Below are 20066 nucleotides of genomic sequence, written 5' to 3' on the forward strand. Positions count from 1 at the left end.
TGGCTGCATCCATTCTGCCGGGCCCGGCGCCTCTCACGGGCGATCATTTGATTCTCAATTCATGTACTCAAGTATCAAGATAGAGACGAAAACTAAACTATCGTCCAGTTCCTCTTAGCGTGCCGCTCGCCCATACTGGGCTGTCAGAGAGTCCGCCGGACTCGGTTTACACAAGGAGGTGCGAACCCGTGAGCACAAATAACTCACCCACGCAGACTGGCATTCTCGCCAGCGTTGAAACCCGATCCATCGACTACGTGCCCCAAGGCGAGCGCAGAGGCCGCCTGTTCGACCAATCGACCGTCTGGTTTGCCGGAAGCGCGCAGCTACTCACCATAGCGACGGGCGCAATAGGAATCGGGCTCGGGCTCAACCTCGCTTGGACTCTCATTGGGCTCGCTCTCGGCACGATCCTCGGGACGATCCCGGTGTCGGCCCATGCAACGCAGGGGCCGCACCTCGGACTCCCACAGATGGTCCAGTCGCGCCCGCAGTTCGGACGATACGGAGCGCTCTTCATCTGGGCGATGGCGATTGTCGTCTACTGGGGCTACGTCGTGCTCGGTGGCAACCTGGTAGGCGTAACAGCCGAGGGACTTGGCTGGGGAAGCGCGCCCCTGTGGGCCATTGTGGTCTGCCTTGTGGCTATCATCCTCGCGATCTTCGGCTACCACTGGCTGCACGCCGCGCAGCGCTACATCAGCTACGCGCTCGTGGCGGTAATCCTCATATACGTAATCGGACTGAGTGTCCTCGGACAGATCCCGGCGGAGTTTTTCAACCTCATGGGCACTTTCCAGGTGGGACCGTTTCTCGCCGTGGTTACCGCTGCCGCAGCATACCAACTGACCTGGGCGTTCTTCGTGTCGGATTACTCGCGCTACATGCCGTACGACACTAAGCGGAGCACGATCGTTGCCACCACCTCAGGGGGACTTTTCCTAGGGCTCTTCTCATTCATGGCCATCGGTGCCGTAGCCGCGTCGCTGTTGCCGTCGCTGTTGGAATCGTCGCCGGAACTGTCGGGACGCCTTGAAGGAGACGCGACAGGCTTCGCTGTGGGCCTTGTGGAGACGGGCAAGCTGGTATTCCCCGGCCTTGGTGAGCTCGTCCTCATCGCCGGTGGGCTCGGCCTGATCGGACTCATGGCGATGTGCGTCTACGGCGGCTCGCTCACGCTCATAACCGCGCTTGACAGCATTCGCCCGGTGCGCCCCACACGCCGGATTCGGGTAATCACGATCCTCATTGTGGGTCTGACAGGCGCTGTCGCCGCGGCGCTCGTACCAACCGACTACCTCTATAACAACCTGTACACCGTGCTCATCGTACTCGCCTACCTTATGGGCCCATGGACCGCTGTGAATCTGACGGATTTTTTCTTCGTGCGGCGCGGACACTACTCGGTGACGGAGATGTTTCGGCGCGGCGGTATGTACGGTTTGTGGAGCTGGAGGGGGATCGTCGCCTATGTTGCGGCGGTCATCGCTATGAGCCCGTTCATGTACATCCCTGGGCTGTACGAGGGTCCGATTGCAGAGGCACTCGGCGGGGTCGACATCGCGTTCTTCGTCGGAATCCCGGTCGGCGGCGTACTTTACTGGCTGTTCTGCCGGAATCTCGACCTCGCCGCGGAGCTCGACACGATCGCTGAGGCTGACAAAGGCATCGACGCGATCGCGCGTCCTGTCGAGTAAGGAACGACATGTCTACTGGCACCGATACTCCCGTTTCGTTCGGACCGTCTTCCGAGGCGGCTGAGCTCCTTGCACGGGTATCCGATTGTCTGCTCGGCCCGCGAGGGCTCGGTCCGGCGGCGGGCGCCCACCGGCAGCTTGTCCTCGATCCGGCGACGCTTCGGGAACTTGGCAGCTTCACCGATCCGACCGAGGAACAGGTCGAGGAGGTGGTCGCCGCGGCCGAGGTCGCGCAGCGTGTGTGGAATGCGTGCACTCCGCTCGTGCGAGCGGAAATGTTGCACGAGGTTGCCTCTAAGATTCGCACGCACACCCGTCTCGTCGCTGAGATCCTCACGCTCGAGACAGGCAAGCCGTTCAAGGAGTCGGCAGATGAAATGAGCTGGTCTGCGTCAGCGATCGATTACTACGCCGAAGTCGGGCGACACTCGATCGGCACCATCCATGGAACGGCAACCCCTGGCCAGACCCATTTCACGATTAAGGAGGCAATGGGCACGGTGGTCATCATCCTGCCCGCAAATTTTCCTTTCCTATTGCTGGTCTGGTCTGCTGCTGCGGCACTTGCCGCAGGCAACTCGGTCATCGTGAAGCCATCGGAGAATGCAAGCCTCTGCACGCTCGCCTTCGTCGAGCTCTTCCAGGAGCTCGGCGAAGGCCTTGTGCAGTGCGTGCCGGGAGGCGCCGAAGCCGCCAAGCAGCTCGTTGGTCATCCGAACTCACATATGGTGGCGTTCACGGGTAGCGTCCCTACCGGGCGGGCAGTAGCCCGCACCTGTGCCGACATGTTCAAGCCGCACCTCATCGAGGCGTCCGGAAGCGATGCGTTCATCGTGATGCCTTCGGCGCCGGTTGAAGTCGCCGCTCGTGCCGCAACGTTCGCCGCGTTCCTCAATGCCGGGCAGGTGTGCACCTCGGCGGAGAAGATTCTCGTGCACGAGGACGTCTACGACGATTTCCTCACCGCGTTCGTTCGAAACGTCGAACAGCTGAGGCTTGGCCACGGACTTGACCGTGTGGACATCGGAGCGATGGAGAATGCCCGCGAACGCGAACGCGTCGAGGGTCTTCTTGAGCGCGCCGTCGAGCAGGGTGCGCGTATCGTGACCGGCGGGTCGCGCCCCGCGCTTGATGGTGAACTCGCCGACGGCTACTTCTTCACACCGACCGTCATCGAGGGCTGCACTCCGGAGTTCGATCTGTACTCGCAAGAGGTGTTCGGCCCAGTGGCGCCGGTCTACAAGGTGTCGAGCTTCGACGAGGCGCTGACGATTGCCAATGGAACGCAGTTCGGACTCGGGGCGACACTGTATTCGCGAGACATAGTTGAGATTGACCGCGCTCAGCGCGAGATCGTTTCCGGCATGGTGTGGGTTAACGCGCCGTTGCTCGACAACGATGCGGGGCCGTTTGGTGGACGGAAGCTTTCCGGCATCGGCCGTCAGCTGGGTGCTGAAGGTCTTGACGCCTTCCGCCACACCAAGCTCGTCATGATAGACCCGAATATGTCAGAGCAGGACTTCTGGTGGTTTCCGTACTCTGACGAGGAAGCATGGTAGATCACGTCACTGCTCATATTAGAGAACAAAGTCAGAACTCGATTTCTATTTCAATAGCAACGTCCTGCGGGGTCCGCGCGCGCACTCTCGACAGATCGTTCGACAATTCGTTCCGCAAACGGAACAGTGAGGACATGAACTGATGACGACGCTGGGTGCGGGCTTCCGCAATGGAGGTGTGTCTTACTGGGTGGAGAGCGAGGGCCGTCCCGAGCGGCGACTCCCGCTCTCCGGATCCCGGGAGGCGGATGTCGCGATCGTCGGCGCAGGGCTCACCGGGTTGTGGACCGCGTACTACCTGAAGCGCGCGCGTCCCGAACTCGAGATCGTGATCGTCGAGAAGGATTTCGCAGGGTTCGGTGCATCCGGCCGTAACGGCGGATGGATGAGCGCTAAACCGGCCGGTCTGTTTCGGCACTACGCGCGTGCAGCAGGAGCACCCGCGGCGATTGCACTGCAACAGGAGATGTTCAGCGCCGTCGAAGAGTCGGTGCGCGTTGCGACCGCGGAAGGCTTCGGCGACGGCATCGTCCACGACGGACTGCTGCATGTCGCTACGAGCAACGCCCAATTGACTAGGATGCGCTCCTCGCTCGCAGTCCTGCGCCAGGAGGGCTGGGCCGGCGATCACCTGGTCGAGCTAGGGCCCGCGGAATTCGCCGAGCGGATCACTGTGGCTGGCGCGCGCGGGGGATATTGGACACCGCATTGCGCGCGCGTTCATCCGGCCCGCTACACCTTCGCCCTTGCGCAAGTCGTCGAAGAATCTGGAGTGACGATCTACGAGGACACCGCTGCGACAGCAATCGGGCCACACACCGTTCGGACGACCCGTGGAGACATCCGTGCGAAGCACATCGTCCAAGCCATGGAAGGGTACACCTGTGGGCTCGACGGGCAGCGTCGCCGCCTGCTGCCGATGAACAGCAGCATGGTTGTGACCGAGCCACTCACCGACTCCGAACTCGAGTCGATCGGATGGCGCGGGGGCGAACTTCTCGGCGATATGGCTCATAACTTCTCCTACCTCCAGCGCACCGCCGACGGACGGATCGCACTCGGTGGCCGCGGCGTTCCCTACAACTTCGGGTCGAGCTTCGACCGAGACGGCCGAACTTCACAGAAGGCGGTTGGACAACTCGGAGTACGCCTCCTCGAACTCTTCCCTGGCCTCACCGAGACGAAACTGCACCACACTTGGTCGGGCGTGCTCGGCGTGCCCCGCGACTGGACCGCGGGCGTGACCTACGATCCCAGCACCGGCATTGCGTTCGCCGGCGGCTATGTCGGTCACGGACTCGCGGGCACGAACCTCGCGGCGCGTACGGTGCGTGATCTGCTGCTCGGAGAGAGCACCCCGCTTACTAGTCTGCCGTGGGTAGGTCATCGCTCTCGAAACTGGGAGTTCGAACCGCTCCGCTGGTTAGGGGCAGCGACCCTATACACCGCCTACCGCTTCGCGGACCGGCGAGAATATGCGTCAGGGCGAGCGACGACCCATCCGGCAGCCCGTTTCGCAACCGTCATCAGCGGGCGTCGTTGAGAGCATCGATCACGAGCACTTCCTCGCGTGCGGCATTCGTGCCCACTACACCACTCGAGGCTACCAGCCCGAGTAGCGGGTTGCAGCTAAACGCACGCTGGCGGCATCCCAAAACCACAGCGAATCTATAGGGCAGTGACCCGCAGCCACCAGCGAAGGGAGCAGTTCGCCTGCGAGATGTGAACAAATTGGAAGGGGCGCTTGGCGCATCAGGTATGCTGCCGAACCACCGTTTGCATGGGGCCGGAACTGGTGAGGCCACGGAGAGGAGACGAACGCAAATGGATCGCGCGGGGCATGTCGTGACACTACAGTGGCCGACGAAATGGTTGCCGAGTTGCCGGTAGCCCTCCGGGCGCATAGGACTCGCGACATCGCGCCAAATCGTTAACATCACCGATGAAAAGACTCGACGGGGCTCGAAGATCCGACCCGGTGAACTGCGACGACGGAGTGCCCTGTCGCCGTTCTGAACGGTTAATGACCGGTTACGGCCGCAAAGTGTTCAAAATTAAACCGTTGCTAGCGGATTGCCCCCACATAATATCCGTACTCACCCACATACCCCCATACGAACGTCAGCAGATTCGAAATCAAAGGGATGGCGAGAGACCGAAGGGACCCACAAACACGGCGATGCAAAAACTGAGTCTCTAGAAGGGGTCTGGGCTTCCGCACTCAGCCCGATAATCGCCTCCGGGCCAATGAACGCTCGCACCGAGGCAGACGGCAGGTCACCCTACCCGACCTGGTCTTCACGATAGCGGGATGGCTCGGCCACGTGTTCGCCTCCAGCGGAAGCGATTGTGGACTATTTCACCGCCGGATGTCGTTGGCTTCGGTAACAATAAAGATGACGCAAGATCTGTGCGCCCTTCTCAAACCCGGCTGCTGCTTCGTCCTACCGCTTTAGACACGACAGGATTCTCATGACCAGTACGGCGCCGATTACCGGCAGCATCCCGCTTCTCGCGGGGCGAGCAGGCGGGTCCGAGACTGCAGTCGACAACAGCGGTCGCAACCGCCTCGTCATTTCGCTCATGCTCGCGGCTACGTTTGTGGTGTTCCTCAACGAAACCTCCCTCGTGGTCGCCATCCCCCGCATCATGGCCGACCTGCGGATAGAGCCGAGCACCGCCCAATGGCTGTCGACCTCCTTCATGCTGACGATGGCGGTGGTGATTCCGATCACCGGATTCCTCATCCAACGCTTCTCAACCCGCAGCATCTACATCGCCGCAATGTCCCTCTTCACCACCGGTACCCTGCTGGGCGCTGTAGCTCCCACCTTCTTCGTACTAATTGTTGGACGTGTGATCCAAGCCTCCGGCACCGCCATGATGCTTCCCCTCCTCATGACAACAGTGATGACACTCGTGCCGCCGGCAACTCGGGGCAAGACGATGGGCAATGTATCCATCGTCATGTCGATGGCACCCGCCGTTGGGCCCACCGTTGCCGGACTAGTCCTAGCGGTCTTCGACTGGCGCTGGGTCTTCATCGTCATGATACCCATCTCCGTCATCGCACTCGTGCTCGGAATCACCAAAGTCACCAACGTCACTGACCCCCGCAAAGTCTCGATCGACGTGCTCTCCGTCATCCTCTCCGCCATCGCATTCTCCGGCCTCATCTACGGGCTCTCCAGCCTCGGAGAATCCGCCAGCGGCGAAGTGCTCATCGCCCCCGCCATCCCCATCACGGCCGGCGCCATCAGCCTTGCACTGTTCATCATTCGTCAGCTCAAACTCCAGAAGACTGACCGTGCACTACTCGACCTGCGCACCTTCGCTGCCCCCGGCTTCGCCATCTCCATTAGCCTCATGATGGTCATGATGGCGGCACTCTTCGGCACCATCATCCTGCTGCCCATGTTCACGCAAAATGTTCTCGGACTCGAACCCATCCAGAGCGGACGCCTCGTACTCCCCGGCAGCCTCATCATGGGGCTCCTCGGGCCCATCGTCGGGCGCCTCTACGACAAAGTCGGACCACGCCCCCTCATGATCCCGGGCGCAATTCTCGTGAGCGCAGCGCTCTGGAGCTTCACCATGCTCACCGAAAGCAGCCCACCCTTCATGGTCGTCGCCATCCACATCCCCATGAGCATCGGCCTCGCGTTCATGTTCACCCCCCTCTTCACCTCCGCCTTGGGATCCCTCAAACCCCACCTGTACTCCCACGGCAGCGCCACCATCGGCACCGTGCAACAACTCGCCGGAGCCGCCGGAACAGCACTGTTCATCGCCCTCCTGACCGTTCAGTCAGTCGCACTAGCCTCAGATGGCGCCACCGACACCGTCGCCCTCGCCGGAGGAGTACGCCTCGCCTTCATGGCCGGCGGAATCATCTCCCTCTTCGCCGTCGTCGCAACCTTCTTCGTCAAGCGCCCTGACTCCGAACTGACACCCGCGAACGCACCCGCAGGCCACTAGCCCACAAACAACCTGCAACCCGCCTAACCCACGCAACGCAAAAAGGCGAGTCACCCTCGAAAGAGGGTGACTCGCCGTTGGCCATTTCACAAACTACTTGCGCTTACGCTTCTCACGCACCCGCATGTTGACCTGAATCGGCGTGCCATCGAAGCCGAAAATCTCACGCAACCGACGCGTAATAAAACGGCGGTACTGCGGGTCCAAGAACCCGGTCGTGAACAGCACAAACGTGGGCGGACGGCTTGACGCCTGAGTACCAAACAGGATGCGCGGCTGCTTGCCACCACGCAGCGGGTGAGGGTGCTCCTGCGTGAGTTCCGCCAGAAGCGCGTTGAACTTACCCGTCGGAACGCGGGTATCCCACGATTCCAACGCCAACTCCAACGCCGGAACCAGCTTCTCCATGTGGCGGCCAGTCTTGGCCGAAATATTCACGCGAGGAGCCCACGCAACATGCGACAGATCCTTATCGATTTCACGTTCAAGCAGGTCACGACGTTCGTCATCGAGAAGATCCCACTTATTGAAAGCCAGAACGAGCGCACGGCCCGATTCCAACACGAGGTCAACAATCTTCAAGTCCTGAACGCTCAGCGGCTGACTCACATCGAAGATGACAACAGCGACTTCAGCCTTCTCCAACGCTGCACTCGTGCGCAGGGTTGCGTAGAAGTCTGCACCCTGAGCCAAAGCGACACGACGACGGATACCCGCAGTGTCAACGAAGCGCCAAAACTTTCCGCCAAGCTCAATCTGCTCATCAACCGGGTCACGAGTCGTGCCCGCAAGCTCGTTGACAACAACACGCTCTTCACCAGCAGTCTTGTTGAGCAGGCTTGACTTGCCGACGTTCGGGCGGCCAAGAATAGCAACGCGCCGAGGCCCGCCCACTTCTTCTTTCGCAACAGTCGAAATCTCCGGAAGAACCGTGAGCACATGGTCAAGCAGATCAGCAACACCACGGCCGTGCACGGCGGAGGCAGGCCAGGGCTGACCGAGTCCGAGGCTCCAGAGTGCTGCCGCATCCGACTCCTGGTGAACATCGTCAACCTTGTTGGCCACCAGAATCACAGGCTTCTTGGTGGCACGCAACATGCGCACGACATGCTCATCGGTTGAAGTGGGGCCGACCGTGGCATCCACCACAAACAGCACAGCGTCGGCAAGATCGATAGCGATCTCCGCTTGAGCGGCAACCGATGCGTCAATGCCCTTAGCGTCGGGCTCCCAACCGCCAGTGTCAACGATTGTGAAGTGGCGGTTGTTCCACTCGGCCTTGTAGTTCACACGGTCGCGAGTGACACCGGGAGTGTCCTCAACAACAGCCTCACGACGCCCGATGATTCGGTTAACAAGTGCAGACTTGCCCACGTTCGGGCGGCCAACAATCGCCAGCACCGGCAGGGCGGGAAGGTAGTAGATCGCATCAGGGTCTTCGCTCGCCGAGTCGAGAACATCGAGGTCCTCATCGTCGAGCTCGTAGTCACTGAGGCCGGCGCGCAAAGCAGAAGTGCGCTGCGCGGCTTCGTCCTCGTTCATGCCAGAAAGTCGTTCGACGAGCGCCGGATTCAGTTCGGGAAAGTCGTCTTCGGCGGGCGAATGATCGGCCATGGGTAGTCCTTTGGTTACATGCTGGAGCGAACGAAACTCGCGACGGCCGTCACGGTTTGATCGAAGTCAAGATTGGTGGAGTCAATTGTGATGACTCCTTCTGCGGCGTTCATGAAGTCCACGACTTTGGAGTCCTGCGCATCTCGATAACTGAGTTGTTGCGCCGTTGTCGCGCTCGACTCTCCGGAGAGTTCGGCCGCACGTCTTCCCATTCTAGCTTCTTCACTGGCTGTAAGCAGAATTCGCGACTGAGCGTCCGGGGCAACCACCGTGGTGATGTCTCGCCCTTCGACCACAATGCCCGGTTTTTGGCTGCCAGCAATGATGCTGCGGAAGAGCTCAACCATGAATTCGCGCACCTCAGGAATGCGCGCAATATTCGACACAACACCCGTGATGCGAGGTTCGCGGATGTCGTCGGTCACGATCTCCGAACCAACCTTCACAAAGTAGTTGTCGGGATCAATCCCGATCGTGTACTCGAAGCGTGGGAGGGTCTCGATCACATCGACGGGGCCGAGAGTGTCAACACCGCGGTCGAGGCAGTGCAGGGCCAACCCGCGGTAGGCGGCACCCGTATCGAGGTAGTCAAAGCCGAGCTCACGAGCGGTCGCTTTCGACACACTCGATTTTCCGCTGCCGGCCGGGCCATCAACGGCCACAACAACAAACGACGGGTTCTTGTTCACGCGAAAGTCTCCGCAATCTTCCAACCACGAGCCTCAAGCTCGCTAATAAGTAGGGCCTCTTTTTCGGGCAACACCGAGATTTCGGCCAAACCGAATTGGGCACCCGGTGAGTGCTCAAGCCTCAAGTCTTCCATGTTCACCTGCGCTTCGCCGATTTCGGTAAGCAGTCGTGCCAACTCCCCCGGCTTGTCATCCACCATCACAACGAGCTGGCTGAAGTGCTTACTCGTGCCATGCTTACCGGGGATGCGAGCGACGCCCGTGTTGCCTCCGGCCAGCAGCTCGGCGATCGCGCGGCGTGCACCGGGAGCATCCGGTGTCTCAAGCGCATCGATCGCAACTCCAAGCTCGGCCTGAAGCTCACGCAAAATGTGGGCAACCGGCCCCGAGTTTGCCCCCAAAATCTGCACCCACAGTTCAGGCGCGCTCGACGCGATACGGGTGGTGTCACGCAGTCCTTGACCGGCAAGGGCAACAGCGGCTTCGGATGCTCCCGCCAACCGGTGCGCGAGCAAACTCGCCACCACCTGCGGAACGTGCGAAATCAGAGCCACCGCGTTGTCGTGCTCTGAGGCGGACATCGCAACCGGAATCGCGCCCAACTCGATCACGACATCCTCAACCGCACGGCGGCGGAACGGTTCTCCCCGGCCCACGACCCACGGCCGACCAATGAACAAATCAGCGCGAGCGGCGCTAGCGCCACCACGTTCGCGTCCGGCAAGAGGATGTGACCCGACGTAGCGATCGAGATCGACGCCCGCCGCGATCAGCTCATCGAGCACTCCCACCTTCACACTCGCGACATCCGTCACCGTTGCTCGGGGCCAGGCCGCCAGTTCGCGCGCAACAACCTCTGCCGTCACATCGGGCGGGACCGCAACGATCACCAGCGTTGGTGCATCATCGGGCTGCGGTGCACGACCGGCACCGTAATCAATGGCGAGATTCAGCGTGCTGCGCGAAGCATCATGCACAATCACATCGACGCCCTTAGCACGCAGGCCCAGACCGATGCTCGCACCGAGCAAGCCGGCGCCAACGATGCGCACCTGCCCGGTTATACGGCCCAGATTCACGACTGCACTTCCGCGTTGCGGGCGATTGTCAAAACAGCACCGAGCTCCGCCTTCGTGAGGTCACGCGTGCGGCCCACCGGCAGGCTTCCGAGATTGAGGGGGCCAAACTGGCGACGCACGAGGTCGATCACCGGGTGACCTACGGCATCCAACATCCGACGCACAATGTGGTTGCGGCCCGAATGCAGGGTGACCTCCACCATTGTTTCGTTGCCGGATGCTCGGCCCAACGCCCGCGCTTTGTCGGCGACAATCGGCCCATCGTCGAGCTCGATGCCCTTCGTGAGCTTCGCAATCGTTTGGGCGCTCACAACGCCCTCAACTTTGGCAATGTACGTCTTCGAAACGCCGAAGGAGGGATGAGCGAGAATGTGCGCCAGCTCGCCGTCATTCGTCAAAATGAGGAGGCCCGAGGTGTTGGCGTCGAGACGGCCCACGTTGAAGAGGCGCTCGTCATACTCGCGAGTGAACTCACGCAGATCGGGGCGACCACTCTCATCGGCCATAGAACTCACCACGCCGACGGGCTTGTTGAGCATCACATACTGTTTGGTGGTGTCGAGCTGAATTGCGGTGCCATCAACGGTCACACGATCCGTCGGCAGCACGCGGCGGCCCGCCGCGTCCACCACCTCACCGTTGACCGAAACGCGGCCCTGGTAGATCAAGTCCTCACACACTCGCCGCGAGGCGACGCCAGCGGCGGCCATCACTTTCTGCAGGCGTTCACCTTCGGGATTGCTGGGGCTCTCGCCATTAGCGTTGTTCATCAAAACCGTCCGAACCATCAGATAATAGCGGCGAGATTAGGGGTAGCTCGGCGATGGAGTTGATCCCCAATTGCACGAGCATGAGCTCCGTCGTTTCGTAATGGATGGCGCCCGTCTCGTTATCGGTAAACGCCTCCGTAATAAGTCCCCGACCCAGCAGCGTGCGCACAACAGAATCAACGTTCACGGCGCGCACCGCAGCAACGGCTCCCCTGCTAATCGGTTGCTTGTACGCAATCACGGCCAAAGTTTCGAGCGCAGCCTGACTCAAGCGTGACGGGTTTTGCGTGTACACAAAGTCGCGCACGGCAGCGTCATAGTCGGCGCGCACGTAAATGCGCCAGCCACCTCCCACTTCGCGCAGCTCAAAACCACGACGCGGGCCGTCGCGTTCGCCATCAAAGTCGGCTCGCAATGCGCTGATCGTCTTGCGAATCTCCGCAACGGGCGCACTGAGCGCGGTCGCGAGACTCACTAGGCTTTGGGGCTCGTCGGCCACCATGAAGATCGCTTCGAGCCCGCGGGCGAGATCGACTGCGGGGCCGGCCTCAAGGTCTTCACGGTGAGCGTTGTCGATCGCAGTGTCGTCAATGTGAACGTCGTCGATTGCCGTGTCGGTCATTGCAGTGTCAGTTTCCATAATCAGCTCCCAGATTAGCGAGGCTATCGTCTGACCAGTGGTGCGCGGTCCAGCGCACGGTCAGTTCGCCGAGCGGCTCGATCTGTTCGAATGCCACATTGGAGCCGCGATACAGCTCCAGCACGGCCAAGAATCGCGCAACGATCACGCCCTTCAGTTCCGCGCCAGCAATCAGCTGCCGGAACGTGTGCGGCTCCCCCGAGCGCAACAGTGCAACAACATATGCTGCCTGCTCGCGGATGCTGATGAGCGGTGCGTGCAAATGGTCGAGACCCACGCTCGGAATTTCTCGCGGTGTGAACGCGAGTGTTGCGAGGGCCGCAAAATCGTCGAGGCTGAGCGTCCACACGAGTTCGGGAGTTTGCGTGCGGAACTTCTCCTCAAGCCGAACGGATCGCACCGTGCGCGTTGATTCCGTATCGAAGTGGCCCGAGAACCAGTCACTTGCCTGCTTAAACGCGCGGTACTGCAACAAACGGGCGAAGAGCAGGTCGCGTGCTTCGAGCAGGGCCACATCTTCGGCATCCACGAGTTCGCCCTGAGGCAAGAGTCCCGCAACTTTGAGGTCGAGGAGGGTCGCGGCAACCACCAGAAACTCGCTGGCCTGGTCGAGCTCATCGATTCCGTCGCCGCTAGCGTCGCCGCTCGATTCGAAGTCGCGCAGGTAGGCGATGAACTCATCGGTTATTCGCGAGAGTGACACTTCGGTGATGTCGAGTTCGTGCTTCGAGATCAGCGAAAGCAACAGGTCGAATGGCCCGTTGAAGTTGCTGAGTGAGACCGAGAAACCCGGGGCGGGCGACGCGGACTCTTCCACGTCGCTAGGCGACGGCGCCACGGGCGATCAGCTCTCGCGCCACTTGGCGGTAGGAGTGCGCCGCAGAGTGGTCGGGGGCAAACGTCGTGATGGGGGCCCCGGCAACGCTCGCGTCGGGGAATTTCACGGTGCGACCGATCACGGTCTCCAAGACGTCGTCACCAAAGTTTTCGACAACGCGCTCAAGAACCTCGCGCGAGTGCAACGTGCGCGCATCAAACATGGTGGCCAGGATGCCGTCGAGCTTGATGGCGGGGTTCAGTCGATCCTGAACTTTCTCGATGGTCTCAACGAGCAGTGCAACACCGCGCAGCGCAAAGAATTCGCACTCCAGCGGAATCAGCACACCATGAGCCGCCGTCAACGCGTTCACCGTCAAGAGGCCCAATGAGGGCTGGCAGTCGATCAAGATCACGTCGTACTGGTCGCTGACCTTGCGCAGTACGCGCGCCAGAATTGTTTCGCGCGCAACCTCATTGACGAGGTGCACTTCCGCGGCCGACAGGTCAATGTTGGCCGGGATTACATCGAGCCCGGGAATGTTCGTGTGCACGATCGCTTCTGCCGGATTCTTAATGGTGCCGAGAAGCAGGTCATAGATTGTGGGCACGTCGTGAGTGGGCACACCCAAACCGGCAGAAAGGGCTCCCTGAGGGTCAAAATCGATAGCGAGCACACGACGGCCATACTCGGCAAACGATGCGCCCAGATTGATCGTAGTGGTGGTCTTACCGACGCCACCCTTTTGGTTGCACAGCGAAATGATGCGTGCAGGCCCGTGGCCCGTGAGCGGAGGTGGCTCGGGAAATATGGTGAGCGGCCGGCCGGTTGGGCCCATTGCCGGAACATCCAACCCTGCCAGCGTCGATTCGCTCTCACGCTGTTTCGTCATGGCAAAAGTTTACTTCGCGCATCCGCCCCAGCTTGCGCTCCCACGCGCGGACACAGCAGGGTCACCTCTACCAAAGGTTGAGGGTTTGGATGCACGACACGCGGGCTCGCGAGCATCCGCGCCGCACGGCATACTCCCGGTGCTGCCGGCTTACCGGGCTCGCGGATGCGCTGTCGTGTACATATCGCGCAGAGTATCGGCCGTCACCATTGTGTAAATCTGCGTTGTTGCCACCGAAGAGTGGCCCAGTAGCTCTTGCACGACTCGAACGTCGGCCCCGCCCGACAGCAGGTGGGTGGCAAACGAGTGCCGAAAGGTGTGCGGAGAAATATCGACCCCCAAGTGCACCCTGTCAGCGGCGGCTTGGATGATCAGCCACACGTTTTGGCGCGACAACCGAGCTCCGCGCGCCCCCATGAACAGCGCCGGCGTAGAAGGCCCCTTCACCGAGAGCGCCGGACGAGCCCGCACCAGATACTTCTGAATCGCATCTTGCGCGAAACTGCCCACCGGAACGATGCGCTGCTTATTACCCTTGCCCAGCAAACGCACGATGTCCCCATCAATCATGTCGTCGACGTTGAGGGACACCACCTCAGAGACGCGTGCACCCGTCGCGTAAAGCAGTTCGAGCAACGCGGTATTCCGCAGGGAGAGCACGTCATCTCCGTCAAAAGCGGAGAGCACCGTCGTCATCTGCTCAATCGTGATCGCTTTCGGCAACCGCATCGATTGTTTCGGAATCGCCACCGCATGCGCAACATCAACGGTCGCCAGCGATTCATCCACAAAGAACGTGTGCAGACCGCGCACGGTCGACAGCATTCGAGCGACCGACGATGCCGCGAGTGGACGCCCCACATCAGCACGCAAGCGGTGCGCAAAAGCTGTCACATCATCCGCGGTAATCGCGTCGGGCGTCGAAATATTGTGTTCGCCCAGAAACCCGAGATAGGACTCGAGATCTCGGCGGTAGGCCGCCAACGTGTTCGCAGACAGCCCACGTTCAATAGCCAAATGACGGAGGTAACGCTCAGAGGCGACCGCGATCGCATTGCCCGCCCCGGCTCGTGTCGACTCACTCATCTGGCTCGGCTGCTCGCGCTGGTTACTGGTCGTAGTTTCGTGGATGCCGCGGCCACGGCTCATCGGCATCGCCGAGCGTGTTCCAGCCTCGGTCGCGCCCGAGATGGGCCGCAAGCAGTCCCACACACAGGATCGAGTTTTGGACACGACGGTCCAGTACTGCTTCGACGGCGTCTTCCAGCGGAACCCACCGCATTTCGATGCCAGCTTCTTCCGCAGAGCGGTCGAAAGTGTCGCCTGTGATGCTCACGCCGCGTGCCAAGTAGATGCGCACCGCTTCGTTGCTTCCCCCTGGCGAGGTCAACATTTCGCTGAGCACATTCCACGACTCGGCCTGCAAATCGGTCTCTTCGGCGAATTCTCGCTGCGCAGCACGCAGCGGTGACTCGTTAACGACGTCGAGCAGGCCGGCAGGCAATTCCCAGTCACGCAGGCGCACCGGATGCCGGTATTGCTTGATGAGGAGAACCCGGTCACGCTCATCGATCGCCAGCACCGCAACGGCACCCGTGTGATTCACGAACTCCCGGGTGATCGCTGAGCCATCGAGGTCAAAACTTTCACGGTCAACATTCCACACGTGACCGGCGAACACCGTTTCCGTGTTCAGCAGTCGTGGCGTGACACGATCGTCACTGAGTTCGTTATGCATCGTCCTGCTCAGTCACCTCAAAGAGGCGACTGGACTTCTGACGTTCGAGCGCTGCCGCAACAAGCCCACGGAACAGCGGGTGTGCACGGTTCGGGCGCGACAGCAATTCGGGGTGCGCCTGAGTTCCCACGTAGAACGGGTGAACGTCGCGGGGCAGCTCAACGAATTCGACGAGGGTGCGGTCGGGTGAGATTCCCGAGAACGTGAGTCCGGCATCCGCAATCTTCTGGCGGTATTCGTTGTTCACTTCGTAACGGTGACGGTGACGCTCGGCGGCGGTCGGGGCGCCGTAGATTTCTTCGACAATCGATCCGGGTTCGAGGTTGGCATTGTAGAGACCGAGGCGCATGGTTCCGCCGAGGTCTCCCCCGGCAAGGATGTCGACCTGCTCAGCCATTGTCGCGATGACGGGGAACTTGCTGTCGGGATCGAACTCGGTGGAGGATGCGCCCTCGAGGCCCGCCATGTCGCGAGCGTATTCGATGACCATGCACTGCAAACCGAGGCAGATACCGAGGGCCGGGATGCCGTTCTCGCGCACGAACTTGAGGGCGCCGAGCTTGCCCTCAATGCCGCGCACGCCGAATCCACCCGGAACAATGATGCCGTCGAGATCAGAGAGATGCTTGGCAGCACCTTCAGGCGTTTCGCATTCGTCGGAGGCAACCCAGCGGATGTTGACCTTCGCGTTGTTGGCGAATCCACCGGCCCGAAGGGCTTCGGTGACCGAAAGGTAGGCGTCAGGAAGGTCGATGTATTTGCCGACGAGACCGATCGTCGTTTCGTGCTTAGGGTTGTGCACTGCTTCGAGAACTTCGCTCCAGCCATCCCAATTCACCGACTTAGCTTCGAGGCCGAGCTGGTTGATGATGTAGGCGTCGAGTCCCTGGCTGTGCAGCATTTCGGGGATGTCGTAGATGCTCGACGCGTCGGTGGCGTTAACGACGGCATCCTCTTCGACGTCACACATCAGCGCGATTTTGCGCTTGTTGGATTCGGAGACGGGGCGGTCGCTGCGCAGCACCAGCGCGTCGGGCTGGATGCCGATCGAGCGCAGTGCAGCAACGGAGTGCTGGGTGGGCTTGGTCTTTTGTTCCCCGGATGCTGCCATGAAGGGCACGAGCGAGACGTGCACGAAGAACACATTTTTGCGGCCTAGTTCGTGGCGAACCTGGCGAGCCGATTCGATGAAGGGCAGGCTTTCGATGTCGCCGACGGTTCCCCCGATTTCGGTGATGATCACGTCGGGCTGCGGGTTGTCATCGTTGAAAGGCCCTGCGGCCTGCAGGCGCATACGGCGCTTAATCTCATCGGTGATGTGCGGGATGACTTGCACGGTGTCGCCGAGGTATTCGCCGCGGCGTTCTTTGGCGATCACTTCAGAGTAGATCTGGCCGGTGGTGACGTTGGCCGCCTGGTTGAGCTTGATGTCGAGGAAGCGCTCGTAGTGTCCGATATCGAGGTCGGTTTCGGCACCATCGTCGGTGACGAAGACTTCACCGTGTTGGAAGGGGTTCATGGTTCCGGGATCCACATTCAGATAGGGATCCAGCTTCTGCATGACGACGCGGAGCCCGCGTGCTGTCAGCAGGTTTCCGAGACTCGCCGCCGTGAGGCCTTTGCCGAGAGAAGAGACGACTCCTCCGGTGACGAAGATGTGCTTTGTTACGACCGCGTTTTTATTGTCCACCACGGGGTTCTATCGTATCCGACGACAGACGTTTATGTCGCGGGGTCGGGGCGTTTCGTTATCGGCTTAACAGCATCATGCCGCCGTGCGGCGAGAACCTGCCGCCGTATTTATCGGTTGGCGTGCTCGAGTTCGTGCGCGGTGTGGATGAGTTCACGCGCGTGGGCAAGTCCCGATTCGGAGTCGGGAAGGCCCGAGAGCAGTCGCGCCATTTCGGCGATGCGCGCTTCCCCTTCAAGCTTGTGGACGCTGGATGCCGTCACTGAGCCGTCGTCGCCTTTGATGACACTGAGATGGTTGTCGGCAAACGCGGCAACCTGGGCCAGGTGAGTGACCACGATCACTTGGGCGGTGCGGCTGAGCTGAGCTAACCGTTTGCCAATTTCGATGGCGGCGGCTCCCCCAACTCCGGCATCAACTTCATCGAAGATGAAGGTGGGCACGGGGTCATTGCCGGCAATGACAACTTCGATGGCAAGCATGACCCGCGAGAGCTCGCCACCGGATGCACCCTTTCCGAGTGGGCGCGGCGGTGCTCCGGGGTGTGGACGCAGCAGAATTGACACTTCGTCTTTGCCATTGAATGAGTAGTCGCTGCGGTCTTCGACGGTCACGACGATTTCGGCGTTAGCCATGGCCAGTTGGGCGAGCTCGCTGGTCACGTCGGCGGAGAGCCGTTGGGCACTGCTCGTGCGCACATCGCTCACCTGGGCTGCGAGGGCGATGAGCTCGGCCTGATCTGCTTCTACCTGTGCGCGCAGGGTATCGATGCGCGTGGAGTCGTTGTCGAGCTCGAGCAAACGTTGGCTGCCGGTGTCGAGCAGGTCAATAACATCGTCGAGGCTGTGACCGTGTTTGCGCACGAGGGCCGCAAGTTGGCTGCGGCGTTCTTCTACTTGTTCAAGTTCGCGGCTGCCATCACTGTCGAGGCTGGCGAGGTAGCCAGAGAGGTCGGTGGCGATTTCGCCGAGGGTGATGGATGCTGCCGCCAACGCTTCGGCAATGGAAGCGAGTTGAGCGTCGTGCTCAGCAACCCGCTCAAGCCCGCGGTGGGCCGAGGCAAGCTGGGCAACCACATCGGAGCTGTCGTCTGCCGCATCCGCCGATAACACCGCGTGGGCACCTTCTGCCGCGAGGCGCAGCCCTTCAAGGTTCGCGAGTCGATCGGCGCGTTCCATCAGCTCAACGTCTTCGCCACGGCGAACGTCAGCCGCCTCGATCTCTTCGATAGCGACGCGGAGCTCTTCGGCTTCACGACTGCGCAGATCACCTTCGGCGACGAGAACGTCAAGTTCACCCTGGGCCGACTGCCACCGGCGGAAGACAGTGTGGTACTGCCCGAGCACGGTGGCGAGTTCGATTCCCGCGAAGCGGTCAAGTGCGTTGCGTTGTGCTGTCGACGATTTGAGTCGTATTTGGTCGGATTGCCCGTGTACGACAACCAGTTGATCGCCGAGTTCGGTGAGCACGCCGACTGGTGCGCTTCGACCACCGACAACGGCGCGACTGCGGCCTTCACGCGACACGGTGCGCACGAGCAGGAGTTCGCCGTCATCAAGATCGCCACCGGCATCTCGCACGCGTTCGGCAACGGCTGACTGCGGGTCGATTACCCAGCGACCTTCGACGGATGCTTGATCACTGTCTGCGCGGATCGCGGCAGCATCGGCGCGCTCCCCCAGCAGTAGTCCGAGGGCGGTAACCACCATTGTTTTGCCGGCACCGGTTTCGCCAGTGAGCGCCGTAAAGCCGGGTCCAAGCGGAAGGCGTGCCGACGCGATCACTCCGAGATCGCGAATGGAGATCTCTTCGATCACGAGCGGGGTCCCTCTTCCGAAGTTGGTCCACGCCATCCGTACACAGGCAGGTTGAACTTCTTGACGAGTCGATCAGTGAATGGCCCCTGCGCAAGCCGGGCGAGGCGCACGGGCACCGGTGATCGCCGCACGATCACTCGGGCACCGCGGGGCAAATCGTGTGCGCGTCGTCCGTCGCACCACAGCACACCGATTCCCATATTGCGGTCCATCACTTCAACGGCAAGCGCGGAGTCTGGTCCGACGACGATGGGGCGGGCGAATAGTGCGTGGGCGCTGAGAGGAACAAGCAAGATGGCGTCTAGGCTCGGCCACACGATGGGGCCACCCGCCGAGAACGCGTAGGCGGTAGAGCCGGTGGGGGTTGACATGACGACACCATCGCACCCAAAGGATGAGAGGGGGCGGCCGTCGACCTCAATCACCACTTCGAGCATCCGCTCACGGCTCGCTTTTTCGACTGTGGCTTCGTTGAGCGCCCACGTTTCGTAGACGACCTCGGAGTTGACTTTCACTCGCACGGACAGCGTCATGCGCTCTTCAACGAGATAATCGCGGGCTAGTGCGCGTTCGACGGTAGAGGTGAGTTCTTCGCGTTCGCTCTCGGCCAGAAACCCGACGTGGCCGAGGTTCACCCCCAACAGAGGCGCACTGCATCCACGAGTCAGTTCTGCCGCGCGAAGGATCGTTCCATCCCCACCCAGCACTATGACGAGTTCGAGCTCCCCCGTCTCAACCTCATTCCCGAGGCGAGAAACGGGAGCCAAATCTGGCTCAGCCTGAAGAATTGTGTCGTAGCTGTCGGGCGCCAGTACGGGAGTGAGCCCATCACGGATGAGCTGTCGGCACACCGCAATGGCTGCCGTCAACGACTCAGCGCGACCAGTGTGCGCAATAACGAGGATGTGACGATCAGAAGCGTGAGAGTTCTCGGACTGCACCGTGCCCCTCTCATTCGCAGTGATGGTTAGTAGTGATGATAGAAACCTGCGTTAACCATTCTGTCGGATTCCCGCCGCCAAGTACGCCCTGCAAGTGATTCTGGGGATTTTATGGTGGAAGTCGTGAGGTCGCACTCAGCGCCCC

At 61.0% G+C, this 20066-nt stretch carries 16 protein-coding genes; 4 read left to right on the top strand and 12 right to left on the bottom strand.

Annotated features, from left to right (window positions below; translation table 11 throughout):
- Positions 1-188 precede the first annotated feature (188 nt).
- The 4 genes from AADH44_RS07705 (at position 189) to AADH44_RS07720 (ending at position 7234) form a co-directional block, all read left to right on the top strand.
- Positions 189-1697, top strand: coding sequence for a cytosine permease (locus AADH44_RS07705; protein WP_341952143.1), 1509 nt, complete (start codon positions 189-191; stop codon positions 1695-1697).
- Between the two features lie 8 nt (positions 1698-1705).
- Complete coding sequence (locus tag AADH44_RS07710) at positions 1706-3256, top strand: aldehyde dehydrogenase family protein (RefSeq protein ID WP_341952144.1); 1551 nt, start codon at positions 1706-1708, stop codon at positions 3254-3256.
- A gap of 142 nt (positions 3257-3398) precedes the next feature.
- A complete protein-coding gene (locus AADH44_RS07715) occupies positions 3399-4799 on the top strand; it encodes an FAD-binding oxidoreductase (RefSeq protein WP_341952145.1) in 1401 nt (466 codons plus the stop codon).
- Positions 4800-5728: 929 nt separating this feature from the next.
- Positions 5729-7234, top strand: a complete 1506-nt coding sequence (locus tag AADH44_RS07720; protein ID WP_341952146.1) for a DHA2 family efflux MFS transporter permease subunit — start codon at positions 5729-5731, stop codon at positions 7232-7234.
- A 93-nt stretch (positions 7235-7327) separates the two neighbouring features.
- Here the strand turns inward: AADH44_RS07720 and der are convergent, their stop codons facing one another.
- The 12 genes from der to AADH44_RS07780 all read right to left on the bottom strand — a co-directional run bounded on the left by der (position 7328) and on the right by AADH44_RS07780 (position 19921).
- Positions 7328-8848: a ribosome biogenesis GTPase Der gene (gene der / locus AADH44_RS07725; protein ID WP_341952147.1), complete on the bottom strand. Its 1521-nt coding sequence runs from the start codon at positions 8846-8848 to the stop codon at positions 7328-7330.
- Between the two features lie 14 nt (positions 8849-8862).
- A complete protein-coding gene (gene cmk / locus AADH44_RS07730; protein WP_341952148.1) occupies positions 8863-9537 on the bottom strand; it encodes a (d)CMP kinase in 675 nt (224 codons plus the stop codon).
- On the bottom strand, positions 9534-10616 hold the full coding sequence (locus AADH44_RS07735) for a prephenate dehydrogenase (RefSeq protein WP_341952149.1): 1083 nt from the start codon (positions 10614-10616) through the stop codon (positions 9534-9536). Before AADH44_RS07735 ends, cmk begins: the two co-directional genes overlap by 4 nt.
- Positions 10613-11386, bottom strand: a complete 774-nt coding sequence (locus AADH44_RS07740; protein ID WP_341952150.1) for a pseudouridine synthase — start codon at positions 11384-11386, stop codon at positions 10613-10615. The genes AADH44_RS07735 and AADH44_RS07740 overlap by 4 nt, the downstream gene beginning before the upstream one ends.
- Entirely contained in the window at positions 11373-12026 is a 654-nt protein-coding gene (locus AADH44_RS07745; protein WP_341952152.1) for an SMC-Scp complex subunit ScpB, read from the bottom strand. The genes AADH44_RS07740 and AADH44_RS07745 overlap by 14 nt, the downstream gene beginning before the upstream one ends.
- Positions 12016-12864 (bottom strand): ScpA family protein, encoded by an 849-nt coding sequence (locus tag AADH44_RS07750; protein ID WP_341952154.1) that lies wholly within the window; start codon positions 12862-12864, stop codon positions 12016-12018. The genes AADH44_RS07745 and AADH44_RS07750 overlap by 11 nt, the downstream gene beginning before the upstream one ends.
- Complete coding sequence (locus tag AADH44_RS07755) at positions 12848-13735, bottom strand: ParA family protein (RefSeq protein ID WP_341952156.1); 888 nt, start codon at positions 13733-13735, stop codon at positions 12848-12850. The genes AADH44_RS07750 and AADH44_RS07755 overlap by 17 nt, the downstream gene beginning before the upstream one ends.
- A gap of 150 nt (positions 13736-13885) precedes the next feature.
- A complete protein-coding gene (locus AADH44_RS07760) occupies positions 13886-14821 on the bottom strand; it encodes a site-specific tyrosine recombinase XerD (RefSeq protein WP_341954955.1) in 936 nt (311 codons plus the stop codon).
- A gap of 22 nt (positions 14822-14843) precedes the next feature.
- Positions 14844-15473 (bottom strand): NUDIX hydrolase, encoded by a 630-nt coding sequence (locus AADH44_RS07765; protein ID WP_341952158.1) that lies wholly within the window; start codon positions 15471-15473, stop codon positions 14844-14846.
- Complete coding sequence (locus AADH44_RS07770) at positions 15466-17166, bottom strand: CTP synthase (RefSeq protein ID WP_341952160.1); 1701 nt, start codon at positions 17164-17166, stop codon at positions 15466-15468. Before AADH44_RS07770 ends, AADH44_RS07765 begins: the two co-directional genes overlap by 8 nt.
- Before the next feature lie 107 nt (positions 17167-17273).
- On the bottom strand, positions 17274-18980 hold the full coding sequence (gene recN, locus AADH44_RS07775) for a DNA repair protein RecN (RefSeq protein ID WP_341952162.1): 1707 nt from the start codon (positions 18978-18980) through the stop codon (positions 17274-17276).
- Positions 18977-19921: an NAD kinase gene (locus AADH44_RS07780; protein ID WP_341952164.1), complete on the bottom strand. Its 945-nt coding sequence runs from the start codon at positions 19919-19921 to the stop codon at positions 18977-18979. Before AADH44_RS07780 ends, recN begins: the two co-directional genes overlap by 4 nt.
- Positions 19922-20066 lie beyond the last annotated feature (145 nt).

Origin of the sequence: Salinibacterium sp. TMP30, from assembly GCF_038397785.1 — a bacterium.
In the GTDB taxonomy this organism is placed as follows: Bacteria; Actinomycetota; Actinomycetes; order Actinomycetales; family Microbacteriaceae; genus Rhodoglobus.

What these genes read in the sequence shown, in the direction of transcription:
- AADH44_RS07710 (WP_341952144.1), top strand. Translation starts at nt 1,706, where the DNA reads ATGTCTACTGGCACCGATACTCCCGTTTCGTTCGGACCGTCTTCCGAG.
- AADH44_RS07715 (WP_341952145.1), top strand. Translation starts at nt 3,399, where the DNA reads ATGACGACGCTGGGTGCGGGCTTCCGCAATGGAGGTGTGTCTTACTGG.
- AADH44_RS07720 (WP_341952146.1), top strand. Translation starts at nt 5,729, where the DNA reads ATGACCAGTACGGCGCCGATTACCGGCAGCATCCCGCTTCTCGCGGGG.
- der (WP_341952147.1), bottom strand. Translation starts at nt 8,848, where the DNA reads ATGGCCGATCATTCGCCCGCCGAAGACGACTTTCCCGAACTGAATCCG.
- AADH44_RS07740 (WP_341952150.1), bottom strand. Translation starts at nt 11,386, where the DNA reads ATGAACAACGCTAATGGCGAGAGCCCCAGCAATCCCGAAGGTGAACGC.
- AADH44_RS07745 (WP_341952152.1), bottom strand. Translation starts at nt 12,026, where the DNA reads ATGGAAACTGACACTGCAATGACCGACACGGCAATCGACGACGTTCAC.
- AADH44_RS07755 (WP_341952156.1), bottom strand. Translation starts at nt 13,735, where the DNA reads ATGACGAAACAGCGTGAGAGCGAATCGACGCTGGCAGGGTTGGATGTT.
- AADH44_RS07760 (WP_341954955.1), bottom strand. Translation starts at nt 14,821, where the DNA reads ATGAGTGAGTCGACACGAGCCGGGGCGGGCAATGCGATCGCGGTCGCC.
- AADH44_RS07765 (WP_341952158.1), bottom strand. Translation starts at nt 15,473, where the DNA reads ATGCATAACGAACTCAGTGACGATCGTGTCACGCCACGACTGCTGAAC.